The 18,010-nt window shown below is 68.9% G+C and carries 18 protein-coding genes and 2 pseudogenes; 5 read left to right on the forward strand and 15 right to left on the reverse strand.

From position 1 onward, the window contains the following. Positions 1-146: pseudogene (locus AC1DJ5_RS14180) on the forward strand (IS30 family transposase); the annotation flags it as partial. A gap of 11 nt (positions 147-157) precedes the next feature. On the opposite strand, the gene AC1DJ5_RS14185 reads toward AC1DJ5_RS14180, so the two are convergent. Genes AC1DJ5_RS14185 through AC1DJ5_RS14195 form a run of 3 tightly spaced genes read right to left on the reverse strand, consistent with a single transcriptional unit; the run spans position 158 to position 2,678 of the window. Beyond that, positions 158-1,651, reverse strand: coding sequence for a sensor histidine kinase (locus AC1DJ5_RS14185; RefSeq protein WP_477021006.1), 1,494 nt, complete (start codon positions 1,649-1,651; stop codon positions 158-160). Positions 1,652-1,658: 7 nt separating this feature from the next. Further along, on the reverse strand, positions 1,659-2,339 hold the full coding sequence (locus AC1DJ5_RS14190; protein ID WP_105562430.1) for a response regulator transcription factor: 681 nt from the start codon (positions 2,337-2,339) through the stop codon (positions 1,659-1,661). Continuing rightward, the gene (locus tag AC1DJ5_RS14195) at positions 2,340-2,678 is read right to left on the reverse strand and encodes a hypothetical protein (protein ID WP_477021007.1); all 339 of its coding nucleotides are present in this window, start codon (positions 2,676-2,678) and stop codon (positions 2,340-2,342) included. Between the two features lie 276 nt (positions 2,679-2,954). On the opposite strand from AC1DJ5_RS14195, the gene AC1DJ5_RS14200 reads away from it, so the two are divergent. Beyond that, on the forward strand, positions 2,955-3,329 hold the full coding sequence (locus AC1DJ5_RS14200; RefSeq protein ID WP_441456429.1) for a hypothetical protein: 375 nt from the start codon (positions 2,955-2,957) through the stop codon (positions 3,327-3,329). Between the two features lie 117 nt (positions 3,330-3,446). Here the strand turns inward: AC1DJ5_RS14200 and AC1DJ5_RS14205 are convergent, their stop codons facing one another. The 4 genes from AC1DJ5_RS14205 to AC1DJ5_RS14220 form a co-directional block, all read right to left on the reverse strand. Beyond that, positions 3,447-4,013, reverse strand: coding sequence for a nucleotidyltransferase family protein (locus tag AC1DJ5_RS14205; protein WP_477021008.1), 567 nt, complete (start codon positions 4,011-4,013; stop codon positions 3,447-3,449). A 25-nt stretch (positions 4,014-4,038) separates the two neighbouring features. After that, complete coding sequence (locus AC1DJ5_RS14210) at positions 4,039-5,850, reverse strand: GGDEF domain-containing protein (RefSeq protein WP_477021009.1); 1,812 nt, start codon at positions 5,848-5,850, stop codon at positions 4,039-4,041. A gap of 149 nt (positions 5,851-5,999) precedes the next feature. Next, complete coding sequence (gene thiD, locus AC1DJ5_RS14215) at positions 6,000-6,800, reverse strand: bifunctional hydroxymethylpyrimidine kinase/phosphomethylpyrimidine kinase (RefSeq protein WP_477021010.1); 801 nt, start codon at positions 6,798-6,800, stop codon at positions 6,000-6,002. Next, positions 6,797-7,141, reverse strand: a complete 345-nt coding sequence (locus AC1DJ5_RS14220) for a DMT family transporter (protein WP_477021011.1) — start codon at positions 7,139-7,141, stop codon at positions 6,797-6,799. Before AC1DJ5_RS14220 ends, thiD begins: the two co-directional genes overlap by 4 nt. 111 nt (positions 7,142-7,252) lie before the next feature. On the opposite strand from AC1DJ5_RS14220, the gene AC1DJ5_RS14225 reads away from it, so the two are divergent. Continuing rightward, complete coding sequence (locus tag AC1DJ5_RS14225; RefSeq protein ID WP_441456420.1) at positions 7,253-7,645, forward strand: VOC family protein; 393 nt, start codon at positions 7,253-7,255, stop codon at positions 7,643-7,645. A gap of 1 nt (position 7,646) precedes the next feature. Here AC1DJ5_RS14225 and folP read toward each other — a convergent pair whose 3' ends face one another. Next, positions 7,647-8,474, reverse strand: coding sequence for a dihydropteroate synthase (gene folP / locus AC1DJ5_RS14230; RefSeq protein WP_477021012.1), 828 nt, complete (start codon positions 8,472-8,474; stop codon positions 7,647-7,649). A gap of 246 nt (positions 8,475-8,720) precedes the next feature. Between folP and AC1DJ5_RS14235 the strand changes: the two genes are divergently transcribed. Then, positions 8,721-8,867: a hypothetical protein gene (locus AC1DJ5_RS14235; protein WP_441456422.1), complete on the forward strand. Its 147-nt coding sequence runs from the start codon at positions 8,721-8,723 to the stop codon at positions 8,865-8,867. A gap of 38 nt (positions 8,868-8,905) precedes the next feature. After that, positions 8,906-9,337 (forward strand): GreA/GreB family elongation factor, encoded by a 432-nt coding sequence (locus AC1DJ5_RS14240; protein WP_441456423.1) that lies wholly within the window; start codon positions 8,906-8,908, stop codon positions 9,335-9,337. A 109-nt stretch (positions 9,338-9,446) separates the two neighbouring features. On the opposite strand, the gene ftsH is transcribed toward AC1DJ5_RS14240, so the two are convergent. The 7 genes and pseudogenes from ftsH to AC1DJ5_RS14275 all read right to left on the reverse strand — a co-directional run. Continuing rightward, entirely contained in the window at positions 9,447-11,429 is a 1,983-nt protein-coding gene (ftsH, locus tag AC1DJ5_RS14245) for an ATP-dependent zinc metalloprotease FtsH (protein ID WP_477021013.1), read from the reverse strand. Positions 11,430-11,471: 42 nt separating this feature from the next. Beyond that, on the reverse strand, positions 11,472-13,022 hold the full coding sequence (gene tilS / locus AC1DJ5_RS14250; protein WP_477021017.1) for a tRNA lysidine(34) synthetase TilS: 1,551 nt from the start codon (positions 13,020-13,022) through the stop codon (positions 11,472-11,474). Beyond that, on the reverse strand, positions 12,920-13,768 hold the full coding sequence (locus AC1DJ5_RS14255) for a tol-pal system YbgF family protein (protein ID WP_441456425.1): 849 nt from the start codon (positions 13,766-13,768) through the stop codon (positions 12,920-12,922). Before AC1DJ5_RS14255 ends, tilS begins: the two co-directional genes overlap by 103 nt. A 55-nt stretch (positions 13,769-13,823) precedes the next feature. Further along, a complete protein-coding gene (locus tag AC1DJ5_RS14260; protein WP_477021014.1) occupies positions 13,824-15,005 on the reverse strand; it encodes a DUF3667 domain-containing protein in 1,182 nt (393 codons plus the stop codon). Positions 15,006-15,118: 113 nt separating this feature from the next. Next, entirely contained in the window at positions 15,119-15,673 is a 555-nt protein-coding gene (gene pal / locus AC1DJ5_RS14265; RefSeq protein ID WP_477021015.1) for a peptidoglycan-associated lipoprotein Pal, read from the reverse strand. A 152-nt stretch (positions 15,674-15,825) separates the two neighbouring features. Then, entirely contained in the window at positions 15,826-17,220 is a 1,395-nt protein-coding gene (gene tolB, locus AC1DJ5_RS14270; protein ID WP_477021016.1) for a Tol-Pal system beta propeller repeat protein TolB, read from the reverse strand. Between the two features lie 323 nt (positions 17,221-17,543). Then, positions 17,544-18,010, reverse strand: a pseudogene (locus AC1DJ5_RS14275) (hypothetical protein); the annotation flags it as partial.

Genomic DNA, 18,010 nt, shown 5'->3' on the forward strand with positions numbered 1-18,010 from the left:
ACCTGCCCCACGGAACCGACCTGTCCCTCCACAGCCAGGCCCAGCTCAGCGCCATCGCCCGACAGCTCAACGAACGGCCAAGAAAGACCTTGCTCTATCGGACGCCAGCGGAGACCTTCGCTGCGTGTGTTGCAGCGATCAGTTGAGCCAACCACCCTCAACGGACATTTGACGCATCCGCTTTCGGCTGGACCTCAGCCCCTCCCCCCTCCGCCGCCGGCAGTTCCAGCAGCACCTTCAGCCCGCCCATGTCGCTGTCAGCCAGCGTGACCCGCCCGCCGTAGGCGCGGGTCAGGTCCTCGACGATGGACAGGCCCAGACCGGTGCCCGGCGTGTCCTCGTCCATCCGCGTGCCGCGTTTCAGGGCGGCGTCGCGCTGATCCTCCGGCAGGCCCGGCCCGTCGTCCTCGACCACCACCACCATCTGCCCCGGCAGCGAGGCCCCGGCTGAAATCCGCACCCGGCGTTTGCACCATTTGGCGGCGTTCTCGATCAGGTTGCCGAAGATTTCCTGCAGGTCCTGACGCTCGCCCAGGAAGGCCAGTTCGTCCGGGGCGCGCCAGTCGATCTCGACCCCCTTGGTCTCGAACACCCGCTCCAGCATGACGGCCAGTTCGTCCAGCACCTCGCCCACCGGGGTGCGCTCGCCCAGGCCGTGGGCGGCGCGGGCGGCGGCGCGGGCGCGGCGCAGGTGGTGATCGACCTGATCCTGCATGACCTTGGTCTGTTTGCGCACCATGTCGGGCAGGACGCCCTCGCTGGTCCCGGCCTCGGCCAGCATGACCGCCAGCGGCGTCTTCAGCGCATGGGCCAGATTGCCGACGTGGGTGCGCTGGCGCTCCACCGTCTCCTGATTATGGGTCAGCAGTCGGTTGACCTGTTCGGCCAGGGGCTGGATCTCCAGCGGATAGACCCCCTCGACCCGGTGCGAGCGCCCCTTGCGCACGTCGGAAATCTCGTTGCGCAGATCATAGAGGGGCCGCAGCCCCACCTGCACCTGGATGAAGACCGCCGTCACCAGGCCCGCTCCGAGCAGCAGCATGGCCACCCAGGTCACGGTGGCGAACTGGCGCGTGTCGGCGTCGACGTCCGAACGGTCGACCCCGGCGAAGAAGACCACCGGCGCGGTGCGGTCAGGCAGCTGTTTCATGCTGGCGGCGATCCGCAGGGGCTCGCCCTTGGGACCGTCCTCGCCGTTATAGCTGATGGTCTCGCCGAACGCCGCCTTCAGCCGCGCCGCCAGATCGGGCGCATAGTCCAGATCGGCCTGGCCCAGCGAGGCCGAACGCGCCAGAATTTGCAGCCGCCCGCCCGCCGTCGGCTCGGCCACCATCCAGTATTTGCCCGACAGCAGACGCTGGGTCCGCGCGTCCTGGATCTCGCTTATGAAGACCGCGCCTTCGGGCGTGATGGTCGCGGCCACCACCGTCTCGTCGATGGTCTCGCTCAGCATGTTGCCCAGGCGGCGCAGGGCCGATTCCTGGAACACCGAGGTCAGCACCACCCCCGTCACCACCAGGGCGACCAGAATCCACGCCGACGCCAGCCAGATCAGTCGACGGGTCAGCGACCGCCCCGGCCGCCCGAACCAGCGGCCCCACTCGTGTCTCTTGGGGGTCGGGCGCGACTCCTCGGCCCCGGCGTCGGTCATGCCAGTATCAGGCCGCGTCGCTCTCGCCGGCCAGCGGCGACAGGCGATAGCCCAGGCCGCGCACCGTCTCGATCCGGTCCGAGCCGATCTTCTTCCTCAACCGCCCGACGAAGACCTCGATGGTGTTGGAGTCGCGGTCGAAGTCCTGATCGTACAGGTGCTCGACCAGTTCGGTGCGGCTGATGACCCGGCCCTGGTGCATCATCATGTAGTGCAACAGGCGGTATTCCAGGCTGGTCAGACGCAGCGGCTCGCCGTTGACCGTCGCCCGCGCCGCCCGCGGGTCCAGGCGCAGGCCGCCGCAGGTCAGGGTCGCCGCCGCATGGCCGGCCGAGCGACGCAGCAGGGCGCGCAGACGGGCCAGCAGTTCCTCGGTATGGAAGGGCTTGGTCAGATAGTCGTCGGCCCCGGCGTCGAAGCCCGCCACCTTGTCCGACCAGGCGCCGCGCGCCGTCAGGATCAGCACTGGCGTGGTCTTGCCCTCTCGGCGCCAGCGCTCCAGCACCGACACGCCGTCGATCTTGGGCAGGCCCAGGTCCAGCACCACCACGTCATAGGGCTCGGTGTCGCCCAGGAACCAGGCCTCCTCGCCGTCCGGCGCGTGGTCGACGGCATAGCCGGCGTCGCTCAGGGCGGTCTTCAGCTGGCGCGACAGATCGACGTCGTCCTCGACAAGCAGCACCCGCATTCAGTCGCCTCCGCGAACCCGGCCGGACTGGCCGTCAACCTGTATGTCCGACACGCGGCCGCCCGGATACTCCCAGCGGACCACATAGTCGCCGCCGCGCTGGCTGACGCCCAGCATCCGCCCCGGCCGTCCCGACTGAACGCGGCGGGCGATATCGCCGGGATCGACGCGCGGCGCCGCACGGGGCCCATCGCGGAAATTGTCGCCCGGATAGTTCCGGGGCTGTTCGCGAGGATCATCCTGTCGATCCCGATCCCGGCCGCGCGACTGCGCCGCCGCATCCGCCAAGGGGACGAGGGTGATCAAACCGGCCAGAAGAAGGGCTCGCATACGCATCATGGTTCGATTTCTAGACCCGCGCCTCTGAACAACGGCTGAACGCGCAGTCTATCGTCGTTCATCCAGACAAGGCCAGACAAGGAACGTCGGCCCGCCCATTCTCCGTCGCTATCTCCCGTTCGCCTCGCGGAGACAATGGTTTGCGCACATGACGAACTTCTCATGCTGATGAACGGCGCCTGAAACGCGCCGTTCAGATACGGCTCAGCCGCAGGGTGGTCTCTTGGCGTCAACGCAGCCGATCCGGTTGCGACGATCCCTAGGAGCAAGACCATGATGAAGAAGCTGATGATCCCCCTGCTGGCCGTCGCCGCCGCTTCGGTCGCCATCCCCGCCGCCGCTCAATCCTATGACCGCCACGGCCCCTCGCGCGGCCCGGCCTATGAGCAGAACCACGGCGGCTGGCAGTCGATCACCCAGCGCAAGTACGAACTGGATCGCCGCATCGATCAGGGCGTCCGCAGCCGTCAGCTCAGCAACCGCGAGGCCTCGCGTCTCAAGAGGGAGTTGAACAGCCTGGTCCAGCTGGAGCGCCAGTATCAGCGCGGCGGCCTGACCCGCGCCGAACGCAACGAACTGGACCGCCGCTACGATCGCCTGGCCGCCCAGATCCGCTACGAGCGCAACGACCACAACGGCCGCCGCCACTAACGGCCGCCTCGGGCTTGAGGCCCCGTTCCTGCCCTGTCAGGGGCCTCTCGAAGGGCGCGATCCGCAAGGGTCGCGCCCTTTTTCCATAGGCCCTTCTCCCCTTGCGGGAGAAGAAATTTAGGTCACCACCGTGATCTCAGGCCAGCGCCCGCGCGCATTGGCGATCACCCTGTCCCAGCCCCTGGCCAGGCCCCGGTCGGGATTGGGCCTGATGGTCAGGTCGAACACGTCCTCCAGTCCGAAGGGCGCGACCACGCTGATGGCGTCGTCGGCCTCCAGCCGCACCCCCACGGCGAAGGCGGGCGCCACGAACCGCGCCGGCGCCTCGTCGGTGCAGGTCAGAGCCTCATAGGGCTCGCCGAACTTGCCCTCGAACCAGAGGTGAACCCGCGCCTGATTGCGCACCTCGACCTGTTCGCGCACGGGCGGCTGGAAGGCGGCGGCGACGCGCTTGATGACTGCGTCCTCGGCGTCCCACGAGGTGTCGGGGTCGAAATAGCCGATGTCGTAGTCCTTGACGCCATAGCCGGTCGCCCGCCCCGTCTGGGCATTCCACACCGCCTGATAGACCGCGCCCGAAAACAGCCGCCAGTCCGGCAGGTCCAGGTCCCGCATCGCGGTCAGCACCTGCATCAGGCCTGCGTCGGCGCGGACGATCTCAGTCAGTCGGGTCTCAAGGGTCATGCGGTCGTCTGAAGGCGATTCGGACTTAGCGGACAGCCGCCGCATCGCTTTCGCGCACCGCCGCCACCACGATCCGGTCCCGGCCCTCGGCCTTGGCCCGCAGGAGGGCGGCGTCGGCCACGGACACCAGCGTCTCGGCATGGCCGTGGGCTGGATAGGTGGACAGCCCGAACGAGGCGGTGATCCTGCCCAGCGACCGTCCTTCATGCTGCAGTTGCAGCGCAGATATCTTCTTGCGGATGGCCTCGGCCCGTTCCAGGGCCTGCTCCATTCCCATGCCGGGCATCAGCAGCAGGAACTCCTCGCCGCCATAGCGGAAGGCGTTGCCCTCGCCGCGCACGCTGCTGGCCAGCACGCCGCCGACGGCGCGCAGGACGGCGTCGCCGGCGTCATGGCCGAAGCTGTCGTTGAACGTCTTGAAGTGGTCGACGTCCAGCATCAGGCAGCTGACAGGCCGTCCGCTCTGGTCCGCGTGCTCGACGTGAAGCGTCAGCATCGATTCAAGCTGACGCCGGTTCGAAAGACCCGTCAGCGGATCGATTAGCGCCATTTCGCGCAGGGCTTCATGAAGGCGCAGATTGGCCAGCGCCAGGCCGACCCTCTCCGCCAGCAGGACCAGATAGACCTCGTCGCTCTCGGACAGGATTCCCGCACTCTCCGCGCGCTGTTCGAAATAGATCAGGCCGATCGTCTCGCCCTGACCGATCAGCGGCATGCAGATGGGATTGATCGCCTCGACGTCGTGCAGATGACTGCAGGGCACGTCGATCATGGTCCCGTGCGGCCGGTGCACCTGACCACGTCGCAGGGCCCAGCAGTCGTTGAAGCGGAACTGCGCCGCCGACGCCTGCGGCGACCGCCACTCGCACGCCTGCATCATCGTTCCCGTGGCTTCGTCGTGCACGTAGAGACGTCCCGCGAAAGCCGGCGCGATTTCCGGCGCGAACAGCCGGACCACCGTCATCACATCGTCCACGGCGCCGCACCCCTGGAGCCGCTGCGTCATGCGCGCCAGCAGGTCCCGCATGGCCAGGTCGGCGTCGCGCTGAACTTCCAGCCGCTGACGTTCCAGGGCGTTTTCGCGGAAGACGCGGATCGCCTGGGCCATGTCGCCGATCTCGTCGATCCGCGAGTATTCGGGCAGATCGACGGCGAAATCCTGGGCCGCCAGCCGCGTGACCACGTCGCTGAGGCGTCCCACCGGCCGCAGAACGCGGCGCATGATGATGAAATAGAGCACGAACAGGAACAGCAGGGCGGTGATCCCCAGCATGATCTCCGACGTCAGGCGGAACAGCCGCGACGCCTTCTCCGCCTCCAGCACCGCGTTCTGGGTCCGCTGGTCCAGCGTGTACTGGAACCGCCCGATCAGGTGGGCCACGCGTTCCAGTTCGCGCTCGTACTCCGGGCCAAAGATGATCTGCCGGGCGACGTCGTCCCGGCCGTTCTCCTTGGCCAGGATGGCGGCGTCCTGCTCGTCTCGCAGGGTGTCCGCCCACCGCAGCCCGTCCTCCAGCGCTTTCAGTTCGTCGTCCTGCGCGCCCACGTCGCGCATCGCCGCCAGGCTGGCTTCCACGGACTTCAGGTTCGCCGCCTCACGCTTGTAGACGATGAGATGGCTGGGATCGCCGCTGATGGTGAAAAGCCGCGCCTGTCCCGTCAGCCGGTACGTATCCTCGACCAGGGCCGCGGTCAGATGATCGAAGCGCGTCCGCTGCTGCACGGCGGCGCGCTCACGGTCCTCCGCATGGGACGCCATCAGCATAGTCGCGCCCGACACGGCGGTCAGCAGCAGGGTCGCGCCATAGGCCCAGTTGGTGATGGTAGCGATACGCATTTTACTGTCGGTCCACTCGTCCGCGCCCGCTCGATCTCGAGCCCGGCTGACCGTCGCGACTAGACGGAACCCCCTTATCAGGGCGTTAAGCGGGGATTAGCGGAAAACCTCGTCATCCCGGCCCTGCGGGCTTCCGGATGACGCGGATGTCAGTCCCGGATCGGCCAGCCGTGATCCAGCGGCCCATGTCCCTGGCCCAGGCCCGGCGCGCGGCGGATGGCCTCGGCGACATAGGCCCAGGCCTCGGCCACGGCGGTCTGCAGCGGCAATCCCTTGGCGATCCCGGCGGCGCAGGCGCTGGCCAAGGTGCAGCCCGTCCCGTGGGTGTGGCGGGTGTCGACGCGCTCGCTCTCCAGCACCGTCTCGCCGTCGGCGGTCAGCAGCAGATCGATCACCGTCTCGCCCGGCACATGCCCGCCCTTCATCAGCACCCCCCGCGCGCCCATTTCCAGCAGGGCCTCGCCCGCCCGGCGCTGGCCGTCCAGATCGACGACCGCGATCCCGGTTAACGCTTCAGCCTCGGGCGCATTCGGCGTCAGCAGGGCCGCGCGCGGCACCATCAGCCGCCGCACCGCCGCGACGGCGCGGTCTTCCAGCAGGGGCGAGCCGCCCTTGGCGATCATCACCGGGTCCACCACCGTCGGCACGTTTCCGGCATAGTCGATCAGGCCCGCGACCGCCTCGACCACCTCGACCGACCCCAGCATCCCGGTCTTCAGCGCGTCGGCGCCGATGTCGTCCAGCACGGCCTTGGCCTGAGCCTCGATCACGTCGAGCGGCAGGGGATAGACCCCGTGAACCCCCAGCGTGTTCTGGATCGTGATGGCCGTGATCGCCGTGGCGGCGAACCCGCCCAGCATGGTCACCGCCTTGATGTCGGCCTGAATCCCCGCGCCCCCGCCGGAATCCGACCCCGCGATGATCAAAACCCTACCCTTGGGGCTGCTCATGCCGCCGCTCCCGAAAACAGCTTCAACCCGACGATGCCCGCCACGATCAGCAGGATGCAGACCGCGCGCACCGCCGTCGCGGGCTCGCCATAGACGATGATCCCGACCGCCGCCGCGCCCACGGCGCCGATGCCGGTCCACACCGCATAGGCCGTGCCCACCGGCAGCTTCTGCGTCGCCGCCCACAGGCCGACCATGCTGGCGGCCAGGGCCACCGCGACGCCCAGCGAAATCAGCGGCCGCTGCACGCCGACATATTTGACGCCCGAGGCCCACATGACCTCGAACAGGCCCGCCACCACGAGCACCAACCACGGATTGAGAGACAGAAGCCAGGACATGACGGCTGCATGGCCCAGCCGCCGTTTGGGGGCAACCGCTTTCCATGGCCAGGCTGGCTCCTCGGCCAAACGGCGCCTATCCTGCCGACCGCCGCCTGACGGAGACCGGACATGACCACCGCGCCCTTCCTGATGTTCCAGAACGGCCAGTGCCGCGCGGCACTGGACTTCTATGTCGCCACCCTGCCCGAAACCCGCATCCTGTCGGCCCAGCCCTATCCCGAGGGGAGGCCGGGCGGCGACGGCCTGATCATGATGGCGCGCGCCTCGATCGACGGGCTGGAGATCATGGCCAACGACAGTCCCATCCCGCACGACTTCGGCTTCACGCCGTCCCTGTCGCTGTTCCGGGTCTGCCGCGACGCGGCCGAACTGGACCGGCTGGCCGCCACCTTGTCGGAAGGCGGCGCCGTCCTGATGCCGCCCGGCGCCTATGGCTTCAGCCGCCGCTTCGCCTGGGTCAGCGACCGCTTCGGCGTCTCTTGGCAGCTCAATCTGGAATAGGTCAGCCGGCGGCGTTCGCCACCGCCGCCTGCACCTTCAGCGCCTGTACCGTCTCGCGCACGTCGTGGACCCGCACCATCCGGGCGCCGCGCCGCGCCCCCTCCAGCGCCAGGGCCAGCGAGCCGCCCAGCCGGTCGGTCGCGGCGACCGCCGTCGCGTCCACGCCCTGGATCGTCCGTTTGCGGCTGGCGGCGTAGAGCACCGGCCAGCCCAGCTCAACCAGGGCCTCCAGCCGCGCCGTCAGCGTCAGATTGTGCACCGTGGTCTTGGCGAAGCCGATGCCGGGGTCCAGCCAGATCTTGTCGCGCGCCACGCCCGCCGCCATGGCCGCCTCGGCCCGCGCCGCCAGATGGGCTGTGACCTCGGCCACGACGTCGTCATAGCGGGGGTCCTCCTGCATGGTCTTGGGCGCGCCCTTCATGTGCATCAGCACCACCTCGCAGCCCAGGTCGGCGGCGGTCGCCGGACTGTCCGGCGCATGGCTCAGGCCCGTCACGTCGTTCCACATCGTCGCCCCGGCCCCGACGGCGCCGCGGGCCACGCCGGGCTTCATCGTGTCGATGCTGATGATCCCGTCCCAGCGCGCCCGGATCGCCGCGATCAGCGGCAGGGTGCGGACGATCTCCTGATCCTCGCTGACCGGCTCGGACCCCGGCCGCGTGCTCTCGCCGCCGATGTCCAGCACGTCCGCCCCCTGTTCGATCAACCGCATCGCATGGGCCAGCGCCGCTTCCTGCGTCGCCAACTGGCCGCCATCGAAAAAACTGTCCGGCGTCACGTTGACGATGCCCATGATCAGAGGCGGTTTCACGAGGGATTGAAGGCTCATGCGAAGGGACCTCCCGGGACCCGGTTTGACTTTCGGCGCGCTGAGGGCCAGCCTCTAGACACTATGGAACGTTTCGTCAGCCAGGCTCGACGCCTCACCCACGCGGGTCGCCGCGTCGAAGGCATTTAACCCGTAGCGGCCAGCTTGCGCTGTCGTCCGCTACGGGGCGCGTCGCTTCGCTTTTTTCCCCTGGTTCCCCTTTCAGGATCGCGTTCGCCGTCATCGGCGCCCGCGAACATGCATGTCATGACCCATCGTCAAGACGATACCAGCGCGCCCGCTCGCGGCGCCGACATTCTGCCCTTCCGGCGTCCCGCCACGCCGCCCGTCTCCTCGCCCGAGCCCGCGCCCCACGGCGACGACAGCGACGACGACGGGCCTTCGGCCGCCTGATCCTTCTTTCCTTTCTTCTTTTTACATCGAGATACGACATGACCACCGCCAAGACCCGCGGCCGCCCTCCGGCCCTGCCTGCCATCGTCCTCAGCCGCGAGGATTTCGACGCCCTGGATCGCCTGGTCGGCGACCTGCCCGGAACCGGCCCCGCCGGCCTGCTGCAACAGGAGCTGGACCGCGCCGAGGTCTGCGACGCCGCCGACCTGCCCAAGGACGTGGTCACCCTGAACCGCTGGCTGCACTACGCCGACGACCGCCACCCCGACGTGCGTCGCGTCCAACTGGTCCTCCCGCGCGAGGCCGACATCGACGCAGGCCGCGTCTCGGTCCTGTCGCACGTCGGCGCCGGCCTGATCGGCCTGAAGGAAGGCCAGGCCATCGTCTGGCCCGACCCGTCCGGCGAGACCCGCAAGCTGACGCCCGTGCTGATCGAAGACGCCGACCCGATCGAGTCCGCCCCCCACTGAAGGGCGTTGCGCTGGCCATAAAAACCCTTCTCCCCTTGCGGGAGAAGGACAGAAAAAAGGGGCGCGCCCTGTGCGGCGCGCCCCTTTTCGTTTCAGCCCAGCGCCTTGATCAGACGGTCGGCACGCTGGTCGTCGGCGCGGCGGCCGGTTCGGCCTCCGACGCGATCGGCGTCTCGACGTCCGTGCCGTCCGACACCGGCGTCACGGGCACGGAAACCGACGGCCCCGGCTTGGGCGCGTTGTTCTCGTCCCGGTTCGGGGCGATGCCCTTCTCCAGCAGGTCGGTGATCTCCTGACCCGACAGGGTTTCGTATTCCAGCAGGGCCTGGGCCAGCTTCTCCAGATCCCCGGCCTTGGTGGTCAGGATCTGACGGGCCTCGTCCCAGCCGGAGGTGACCAGCTTCTTGACCTCGCTGTCGATCAGACGCGCCGTCTCTTCCGAGATGTTCTGGCTGCGCGCGACCGAGTGGCCCAGGAAGACCTCCTGCTCGTTCTCGCCATACGCGACAGTCCCCAGGACCTCCGAGAAGCCCCACTGCGTCACCATGCGGCGCGCCAGCTTGGTCGCCTGCTGGATGTCCGAGGATGCGCCCGAGGTGATGTTCTCCTTGCCGAAGATCAGTTCCTCGGCCACCCGGCCGCCGGCCATAATGGCGATGCGGTCGACCATCTGCTGGTACTTCATGGAATAGCGGTCGCCTTCCGGCAGTTGCATCACCATGCCCAAGGCCTGGCCGCGCGGGACGATGGTCGCCTTGTGCACCGGGTCGGCCATCTTGACGTTGATGGCGACGATGGCGTGGCCGCCTTCGTGATAGGCGGTCAGGCGGCGCTCTTCCTCGTTCATGGCCATGGATTTGCGCTCGGCGCCCATCATGACCTTGTCCTTGGCGTCCTCGAAGTCGCGGTGCGTCACCATGCGCCGGTCCTTGCGGGCGGCCATCAGGGCGGCTTCGTTGACCAGGTTGGCCAGGTCGGCGCCCGAGAAGCCCGGCGTGCCGCGCGCGATGGTCTTCACATTCACATCGGCGGCCAGCGGCACGTCCTTCATGTGGACGCGCAGGATGCGTTCGCGGCCCGAGACGTCGGGGTTCGGCACCACGACCTGACGGTCGAAACGGCCGGGACGCAGCAGGGCCGGGTCCAGCACGTCGGGACGGTTGGTCGCCGCGATCAGGATAATGCCTTCGTTGGACTCAAAGCCGTCCATCTCGACCAGCAGCTGGTTCAGCGTCTGCTCGCGCTCGTCGTTGCCGCCGCCGAGGCCTGCGCCACGGTGACGACCGACGGCGTCGATTTCATCGATGAAGATGATGCAGGGCGCATTCTTCTTGGCCTGCTCGAACATGTCGCGCACGCGGCTGGCGCCGACGCCGACGAACATCTCGACAAAGTCCGAACCCGAGATCGAGAAGAAGGGCACGCCCGCCTCGCCCGCCACCGCGCGCGCCAGCAGGGTCTTGCCGGTGCCGGGAGGGCCGACCAGCAGGGCGCCCTTGGGAATCTTGCCGCCCAGACGCTGGAACTTGCCCGGATCCTTCAGGAAGTCGACGACCTCCGACAGTTCTTCCTTGGCCTCGTCCACGCCGGCGACGTCGTCAAAGGTCTTGCGGCCCTTGTGCTCGGTCAGCAGCTTGGCCTTGGACTTGCCGAAGCCCATGGCGCCCTTCGCCCCGCCCTGCATCCGGTTCATGATGAAGAACCAGAAGGCGATGATCAGCACCACCGGCAGCAGCAGGCCCAGCAGGCCCGACCACCAGGGCTGTTTGGTGCTCTTCACGTCGACCTTGACGCCCGCCGTGTTCATGCGATCGACCAGGGTCTCGTTGGGATAGGGGGTCGTGGTCGTGAACTTGGTGTCGTTCTTGTACACGCCCGACACGGCGTCGCCGCGCACGCTGACGGACTTGATCTCCTGGGCGTCGATGGCGGCGACCAGTTGCGAATAGGTGATGGGCTCGGGCCGACCCGCCGCCGCCGCGCCCTTGGCGCCCGGCATGGCGGGCGTGCCGCCGTTCTGGCTGATCGCGGCATAGACCGCCACCAGACCCAGAAGGATCACGCCCCAGATGGCGAAATTACGCAGGTTCATTCGGTCCTCGGTTTCTCGACGCGCGCGCAGACGCTCGGTCGATCAGCAGTCTTTCCAGGAAAATAGGTCAGTCGGCGGCGTTTCGCCATGCACGGGTTGAAAGAGGTCGGCTTCCTGCGTCGTTTCGCCCAGCGCCAGCGCCAGACGACGCGCCGCCAGAGCCCGCACATGGGCCACGCGCCATGCCAGAATCGGGCCGTTTTCATCGTCCCCGATCAGCACAGGCAGCCCCCCGCGCGCCCCAGCCGGAAGCCGCGCCACGGCCCGACGATCAGCCTCCGAAAGCCGCGCCAGCCGCCCAGCCGCCGCCTCGACCCGCCAGCCCGGCTCGCTCGTCGTGATCTCGAACCGCCCGTCCCAGACAGAAGGGACGCCTGGCGTAAGTGTCACGGACTGCGGAGCCCGACGCCGCATCTCGCCCGGTTCGCGCATCAGCCGCACGGTCGCCCCCGCCGCCTCGACCCGCGCCCCCGACAGGCCCGCGACGAAATCCTCGCCCGCCGCCAGCCGCCCCCTCAGCGCCGCCAGCCGCGCGCCGCGCGGCGGAACCGACCCGCCCCCCGCGCACAGCAGGGCCGCCGCCAGCCCCGACGCCGACACGTCCCGCGGAACCTGCAGCACCCCGGCCCAGGCGAGAGCGCCGAACCCATCGCCTGATGTCTTTTTTTCTACGTCACCCTCGGGCTTGTCCCGAGGGTCCAGAAACACCCCGTTCGCTGTTGACGCGCCGCCGCCCGATCCTTCGACGTCGAGGGTCTGGATCCCCGGCACAAGGCCGGGGATGACGCTGGAACGGGCCGGATCGTCGCCCCCGCGCACGCCCAACGCCGCCCGCGCCCGACTGCGCCCGAACCGCTCGTCGGCGTTGGCCGGGTCCTCGACCCAGACCTGCCCCCGCGCCCGCAAATAATCCCGCAACCCCTCGCGCCGCTCGTCCAGCAGCGGCCGCAGCAGCATCAGCTCCCGCCCCTCGGGCCAGACCGGCGACGGCGACCATTCCCGCACCCGCCCCAGGGTCGAGCCATGCGCGCGCATCCACTCGCCCTCGGCCACGTCGTCGGCGGTGTGGGCCAGCAGGACGACCCGCGCCCCCGCCGCCCGCGCCGCCTCGGCGATCAGCCCGTGCCGCGCCGCCCGCGCCCGCGCCGTCAGTCCACCCCTTAACTCATGGCCGGCGCGCGCCGCCTCCCAGCTCAGCCCACGCCAGTCGGCCCCGACCGCGCGCGCGGCCTCGCCCGCGAACCGGGTCCAGTCCGCGCTCTTCGGATTCAGGTTGTGATCGACCGTCAGGGCCAGCAGCCGCCGCCCCCGGGCCCGGGCCCAGTCGGCGGCGAGATGCAGCAGCGCCAGGGAGTCGCCCCCGCCCGAAAGGGCCAGAACGACTGGGGCCCGGGCGACCGGCTCTCCCCGTCCCGCATCCCCGCCCTTGGCCAGCCGCGCGTCCAGCCGGGCGAAGACCCGGCGGGTCAGGCCGTCGGGATCGGGTGCGCTCAGGTGCAGGCGGCGCGCGTGCGCAGTTGCGCGGCGCGGGTCTTCAGCGCCGCCGGGGCCGCCTCGGCGTAGCGGCGGGTGAACTCGTTCAGGGCGCCGCAGGCCTGGGTCGCGCGGTCAGTGGCGCGCAGGGCCTCGGCCAGTTTCAGCGTCGTCTCCGGCGCCCAGGCCGTGCGCGGCCAGCCGCTCAGCGCCGCCGCGTAAGACGCCACCGCCGCCGCATTGTCGCGCGCCGCGACGCGCAGGTCGCCGAGCCTCGAATGGGCTTCACGCGACTGGACCGTGTCGGGCCAGGTGGCGATCACCGTCTCCAGCGCCCGCTCGCCGCGCGCCGCGTCGGTTCCCAGCAGCCGCACCGCCGCCGCCAGATCCTGGGCCGCGTCGCCGGTCGGCGAATTGGCGGTGACCGGGGCGTTGGCCTCGGCGGCTTCACGCGCCGCCGCCTCCAGCTTCTGGATCCGGCCCTCGGCGTCGCGCAGACGGCGCGTCAGAAGACCGTTGTCGCGCGTCGCCTCGTCCAGTTGGAAGGTCACGCGCTCGCCGTCGGCGTTCACCCGCTGGAAGGTCTGCTCCAGGTCCGACAGGCGGCGGTCCATGATCTGCATCTGGCCCTGCAGGGCCACGACCTCGGGGTCGGGCTCGACCAGCACGGGCTGGCCGGCGGCGTTTCTCTGGGTCAGGGCGCGCTCCAGACGGCGGACGTTGCGGTCCAGTTGGTCCAGGCTGCGCTTGTCCCACTGGACGGGCTGCATGGGCATGGTCTGGGCGACGACCGCCCCCCCGATCAGGGTCAGGCCGATGGCCGTCATGGCGGCGGATTTCGAAAGACGGAATGGCAGCTTCAGCATGTCCCTGTCGTCCCATCGATTTGCGGCGGCCGCAAGGCCAAGTTCAGCGTCCCCGTCAATGGCCCAGCCCCAGATAGATGATGGCGACGATGAACAGCGTGGCGGCGATCTCGCAGAAAATCAGCAGGGCCACGGTCCGCCACAGCGTCGAAAGGATCGACAGGCTGTAGGCGCCCTTCAACTGCGCGAACATATGGGACGGTACGATCAGGCAGGCCACCCCCGCGGCCCAGCCGCCCGCCCCCTTCAGGGTCGTCGCCACGATCACCACCGCCATCAGCAGCAAGGACATGAAGGTCAGGGAATAGAGGACGAAGACCCCGTGATCGTACAGGGTGAGACCCCGCTTCCACAGGAACATCAGGGCCACGAACGGGATCGACAGCGGCACCAGCAGGAAGGCGAACTTGTACATCGTCTGCTGCAATTTATAGAGCGCCAGATCCGGGTTCTTCAGCTTCTTGGCCACGGTGGCGATGAAGCCATGCTCATTGGCCGGCCCCGCCTTTGACCAGCCCGCGGTCGCCTTGACGCCCTTGCCCTCGTCGCCGTTGCTCACGTCCAGGGCGATGTCGGCCACCTGGGCCTGCCAGCTGCCGGGCGTCAGACCGTCCTTGCGGCCCTCGGTCAGTTCCTTCTCCAGTTGAGACAGGCGCGCCTTCTCCTGGATCACCACGCCCTCGGCGGCGGCCAGCGCCCCCGCCGTCACCCCCTGGCGCGCGCCGCTGGTCACGGCGTCCTGGCCTTCGGCCTCGGCGGCGGTCGCCGCGGCCTGGGCGTCCAGCACCGCCTTCTCAGCCTTGGCCAGATCGGCGCGCTGGTCGGCGATCCGCTCCGGCAAAGGCCTATCGTTGACCGCCGGGTGCGGCATGAAACTGAGCGCGAAGAACATGACGAACAGGGTGAACAGGAACATCGCCAGCGGCGAAACGTAGCGCGTCCGCCTGCCCTGCACCCATTCGCGCGTCAGCCGTCCGGGGTTCAGCACCAGCAGCGGCAGGGTGCGCCAGAAGCGGCCGTCGAAATGCATGACCCCGTGCAGCAGTTCCTCGCCGAGGTGCAGCAGGGTGCGGTGGACGTGCGCCGGCTGGCCGCAGTTCGAGCAGAACCGCCCGGTCAGCTCGGCCCCGCAGTCGGCGCAGACCGCGTGAGGCTCGCCGGCCTGACCAGTCCGCTTCTCGACCGCGCCTGCGATAATGCCGCCCGTCATGGCGCCGCCCGCTGCTTCCAGATCCATGCCGAACTCCTCCCCCAGGATTCGCGGCGGACTTTGGTCCCGGCGGCGCGCAAAGAAAAGAGGCGCCGGCTACAAGCCGACGCCTCCATTCAGGTCATTCGTGCCTGCGCGGCTTAGCGCGGCGCGCCCGACGCGATGGCGGTGTGGGCGTTGCGGTTCTGGGCCCAGGAGCCCTCGTTCGAACCCTCGGCGATCGGACGTTCCTTGCCGAAGCTGATGGTGTCGATGCGGCCGGCCGGCACGCCGCGCTGGATCAGATAGGTGCGGACGGCCTCGGCGCGACGGGCGCCCAGGGCGAGGTTGTATTCACGCGTGCCGCGTTCGTCGGCATTGCCTTCGATACGGACCGTGACCTGCGGATAGCGCGACAGCCAGGCGGCCTGGGCGTCCAGACGCGGCTGAGCTTCCGGGCGCACCGAATAGCTATCCAGGTCGAAATAGATGCGGTCGCCGACGTTGACGACGAAGTCCTGCTCCGAGCCCGGCATGGCCGCGCCGACGTTGCCGCCGGACACGGGGCCGGTCGGGGCGGTCGGATATTGCGGGCCGGTCGGCTGGGCGGGCTGCATCGGCACGGCCGGCTCGACCTTGGGCTTGGGCGCGCAGGCCGCCAGGGCGGCGACGGCGGCGCTGACGGTCGCCAGCTTGATCAGGGTCGTGGAATTCATCGGGTCGTCTCCTTGTATTCGATCTGAGGACGGCGGCCTCAAGCTCGGCTTTATTCGGCTCTGCTAGACTGCGGCATCCCGCCGCGCCAGCCGCGATAACGCATAGTTTATGTGAACGGCTCCGCGCGTGATCTCACGAAGCCGTAAGCCGGTCAGGCGGGACAGCTGTCCGCGCCTTGACCGAAGCCCAGATTGGCCGGCGGGGCGTCCAGAAGACCCGACCAGGCCGGGTCCGAACCGCGCTCCTGATAGCCGGCCTGCGCCACCACCCGGCCCGACAGGTCGACGGTCCACAGACGGGTGTCGCCGCCCGGGCTCTGCCGCGCGAAGGCGATGTAGCGGCCGTTCGGCGCCCAGGAGGGGCCTTCCTCGAAATAGCTGGACGACAGGATGCGCTCGCCCGTGCCGTCCGGCTTCATCACCCCGATGTGGAAGCGTCCGCCCGACTGCTTGGTAAAGGCGATCAGGTCGCCGCGCGGGCTCCAGGCCGGGGCGGTGTAGAGGCCGCCGCCGCGCGAGATCGGCCGCTGGCCAGAGCCGTCCGACCGCATAGTGTAGAGGCGCGGCGAACCCGAACGGTCCGAGGTGAAGACGATCTGATTGCCGTCCGGGCTGAAGGAGGGCGAGGTGTCGATGCCCGGATCGCTGGTCAGGCGCGACAGCTGCCGCGTCCGCAGGTTCATGACATAGACATCGGTGTTGCCGCCCCGGATGATCGAGAAGGCGATCCGGGTCCCGTCGTTCGAGAAGCGCGGCGCCAGCACCTGTCCGTCGAACTCGCCCAGGCTTTCGCGACGGCCCGTCGACAGATTGTAGAGGTAGATGCGGCTGTAGTCCTTGCCCAGGGCCACATAGGTCACTTCGTCGGGGTTGGACGCCGAGAAGCGCGGCGACATGATGATCTCGTCGCCCTGGGTCAGATAGACGGGGTTGTAGCCGTCCTGATCGACGATGGTCAGGCGCGACAGCTTGTTCAACTGGGCCCCGCTCTCCGACACGAACAGGACGCGCGAATCAAAGAAGCCCGACTCGCCCGTCATCCGCTGATAGATGACGTCCGAGATCTTGTGCGCGATCCGGCGCCACTGTTCCGACGTGGCGGTGAACTGATACGAGACCAACTGGCACTGGCGATAGGGATCATACAGGCGGAAGCCCACGTCGATCCGGCCGTCGGCGCGCGGCGTCACGCCGCCGTACAGCACCGCCTGCGCCCCGATGGTCGTCCACTGCGGGAAGTTCGGCGCATTGGCCAGCGTCAGGCCGGTCTCGATGAAGCTGGCCGGGTTCAGGGGATCGAAGAAACCCGAACGCTTCAGGTTGCCGCTGATGACGCTCGAAATCTGCGGCCCGTTCTGCCCGGTGAAGGGCACCACCGCGATTTGCAGCGGACGCAGTACGCCCTGGTCGATCTCGACCTCGACCGGACCCGACGGCTGGGCCGCCGTCGCCGGCGGTTGCGTCTGGGCCGACGCAGGGGCCTGGACCATCGCCGGGGCCGCCATGACGACCGCCGCGGCCGAGGCGAGGAGAAGGTGCAGACGCATAGGGGGCTCCCAGAGTTGGACGGCTCGTCGGTCCTTATCGCCAGACCGTATGACAAAAACCAGCTTGTGAAAGACAAGCTTGCCCCGGAATGGGGCGACTTTCAGACTTTAGCCGCGACGTTTCCGACGCCGTCGCTTTCTCTCTCCTTCTCCCTCTGGGAGAAGGTGGCCCACAGGGCCGGATGAGGGTCGTTGGCTGCCTTCGGCGTAAGCCGCAGCACTACGGCTTACGCCGACTGTGGCATCAACCCCTCACCCTTTTGCCTTTACCAATCACTGCGCTCTTGGAGGCTCAAGCCCTCTCCCGCCGGGAGAGGGAAACATCACCGGTTGGCGCAGGCTCGTTCGGTGTTGAAGGTCGGACGATACTGGCCGCCGGGGAAACCCGCAGGCACGTCGAACGGCGCCGTCTGGCGCAGCGCCCGCAGCGCCCCGTCCGCCGCCGCCCGATAGACGGCGGTGGACTGCGGATTGACCAGGGTCGGCCCCTTGGTGATGCGGCCGTCCGCCGACAGGGTCAGATCGACCTGAATCCGCAACTCGTCCGCCCCCGGAATATCGCAGGGCAGAATCCAGTTCGGATAGACCTGATTGAAGATGGCGGTGATCTGCGGTCCCGTGGCCTGACTGGCCTGACCGGCGCCCTGCTGCCCCGTGGCCGGCTGCCCCCGATTCGGCGTCGGGCGCGGCGGACCGGCCAGGGAGTCGAGGTCGAGACCGGGCTGCGGCCGGGCCGGGGCCGGCGGCCCGGGCGTGGGCCGCGCCGGCGTCGGGCGGGCCGGCGCAGGCG

The sequence above is a fragment of the Brevundimonas sp. 01N35 genome (genome assembly GCF_056399785.1).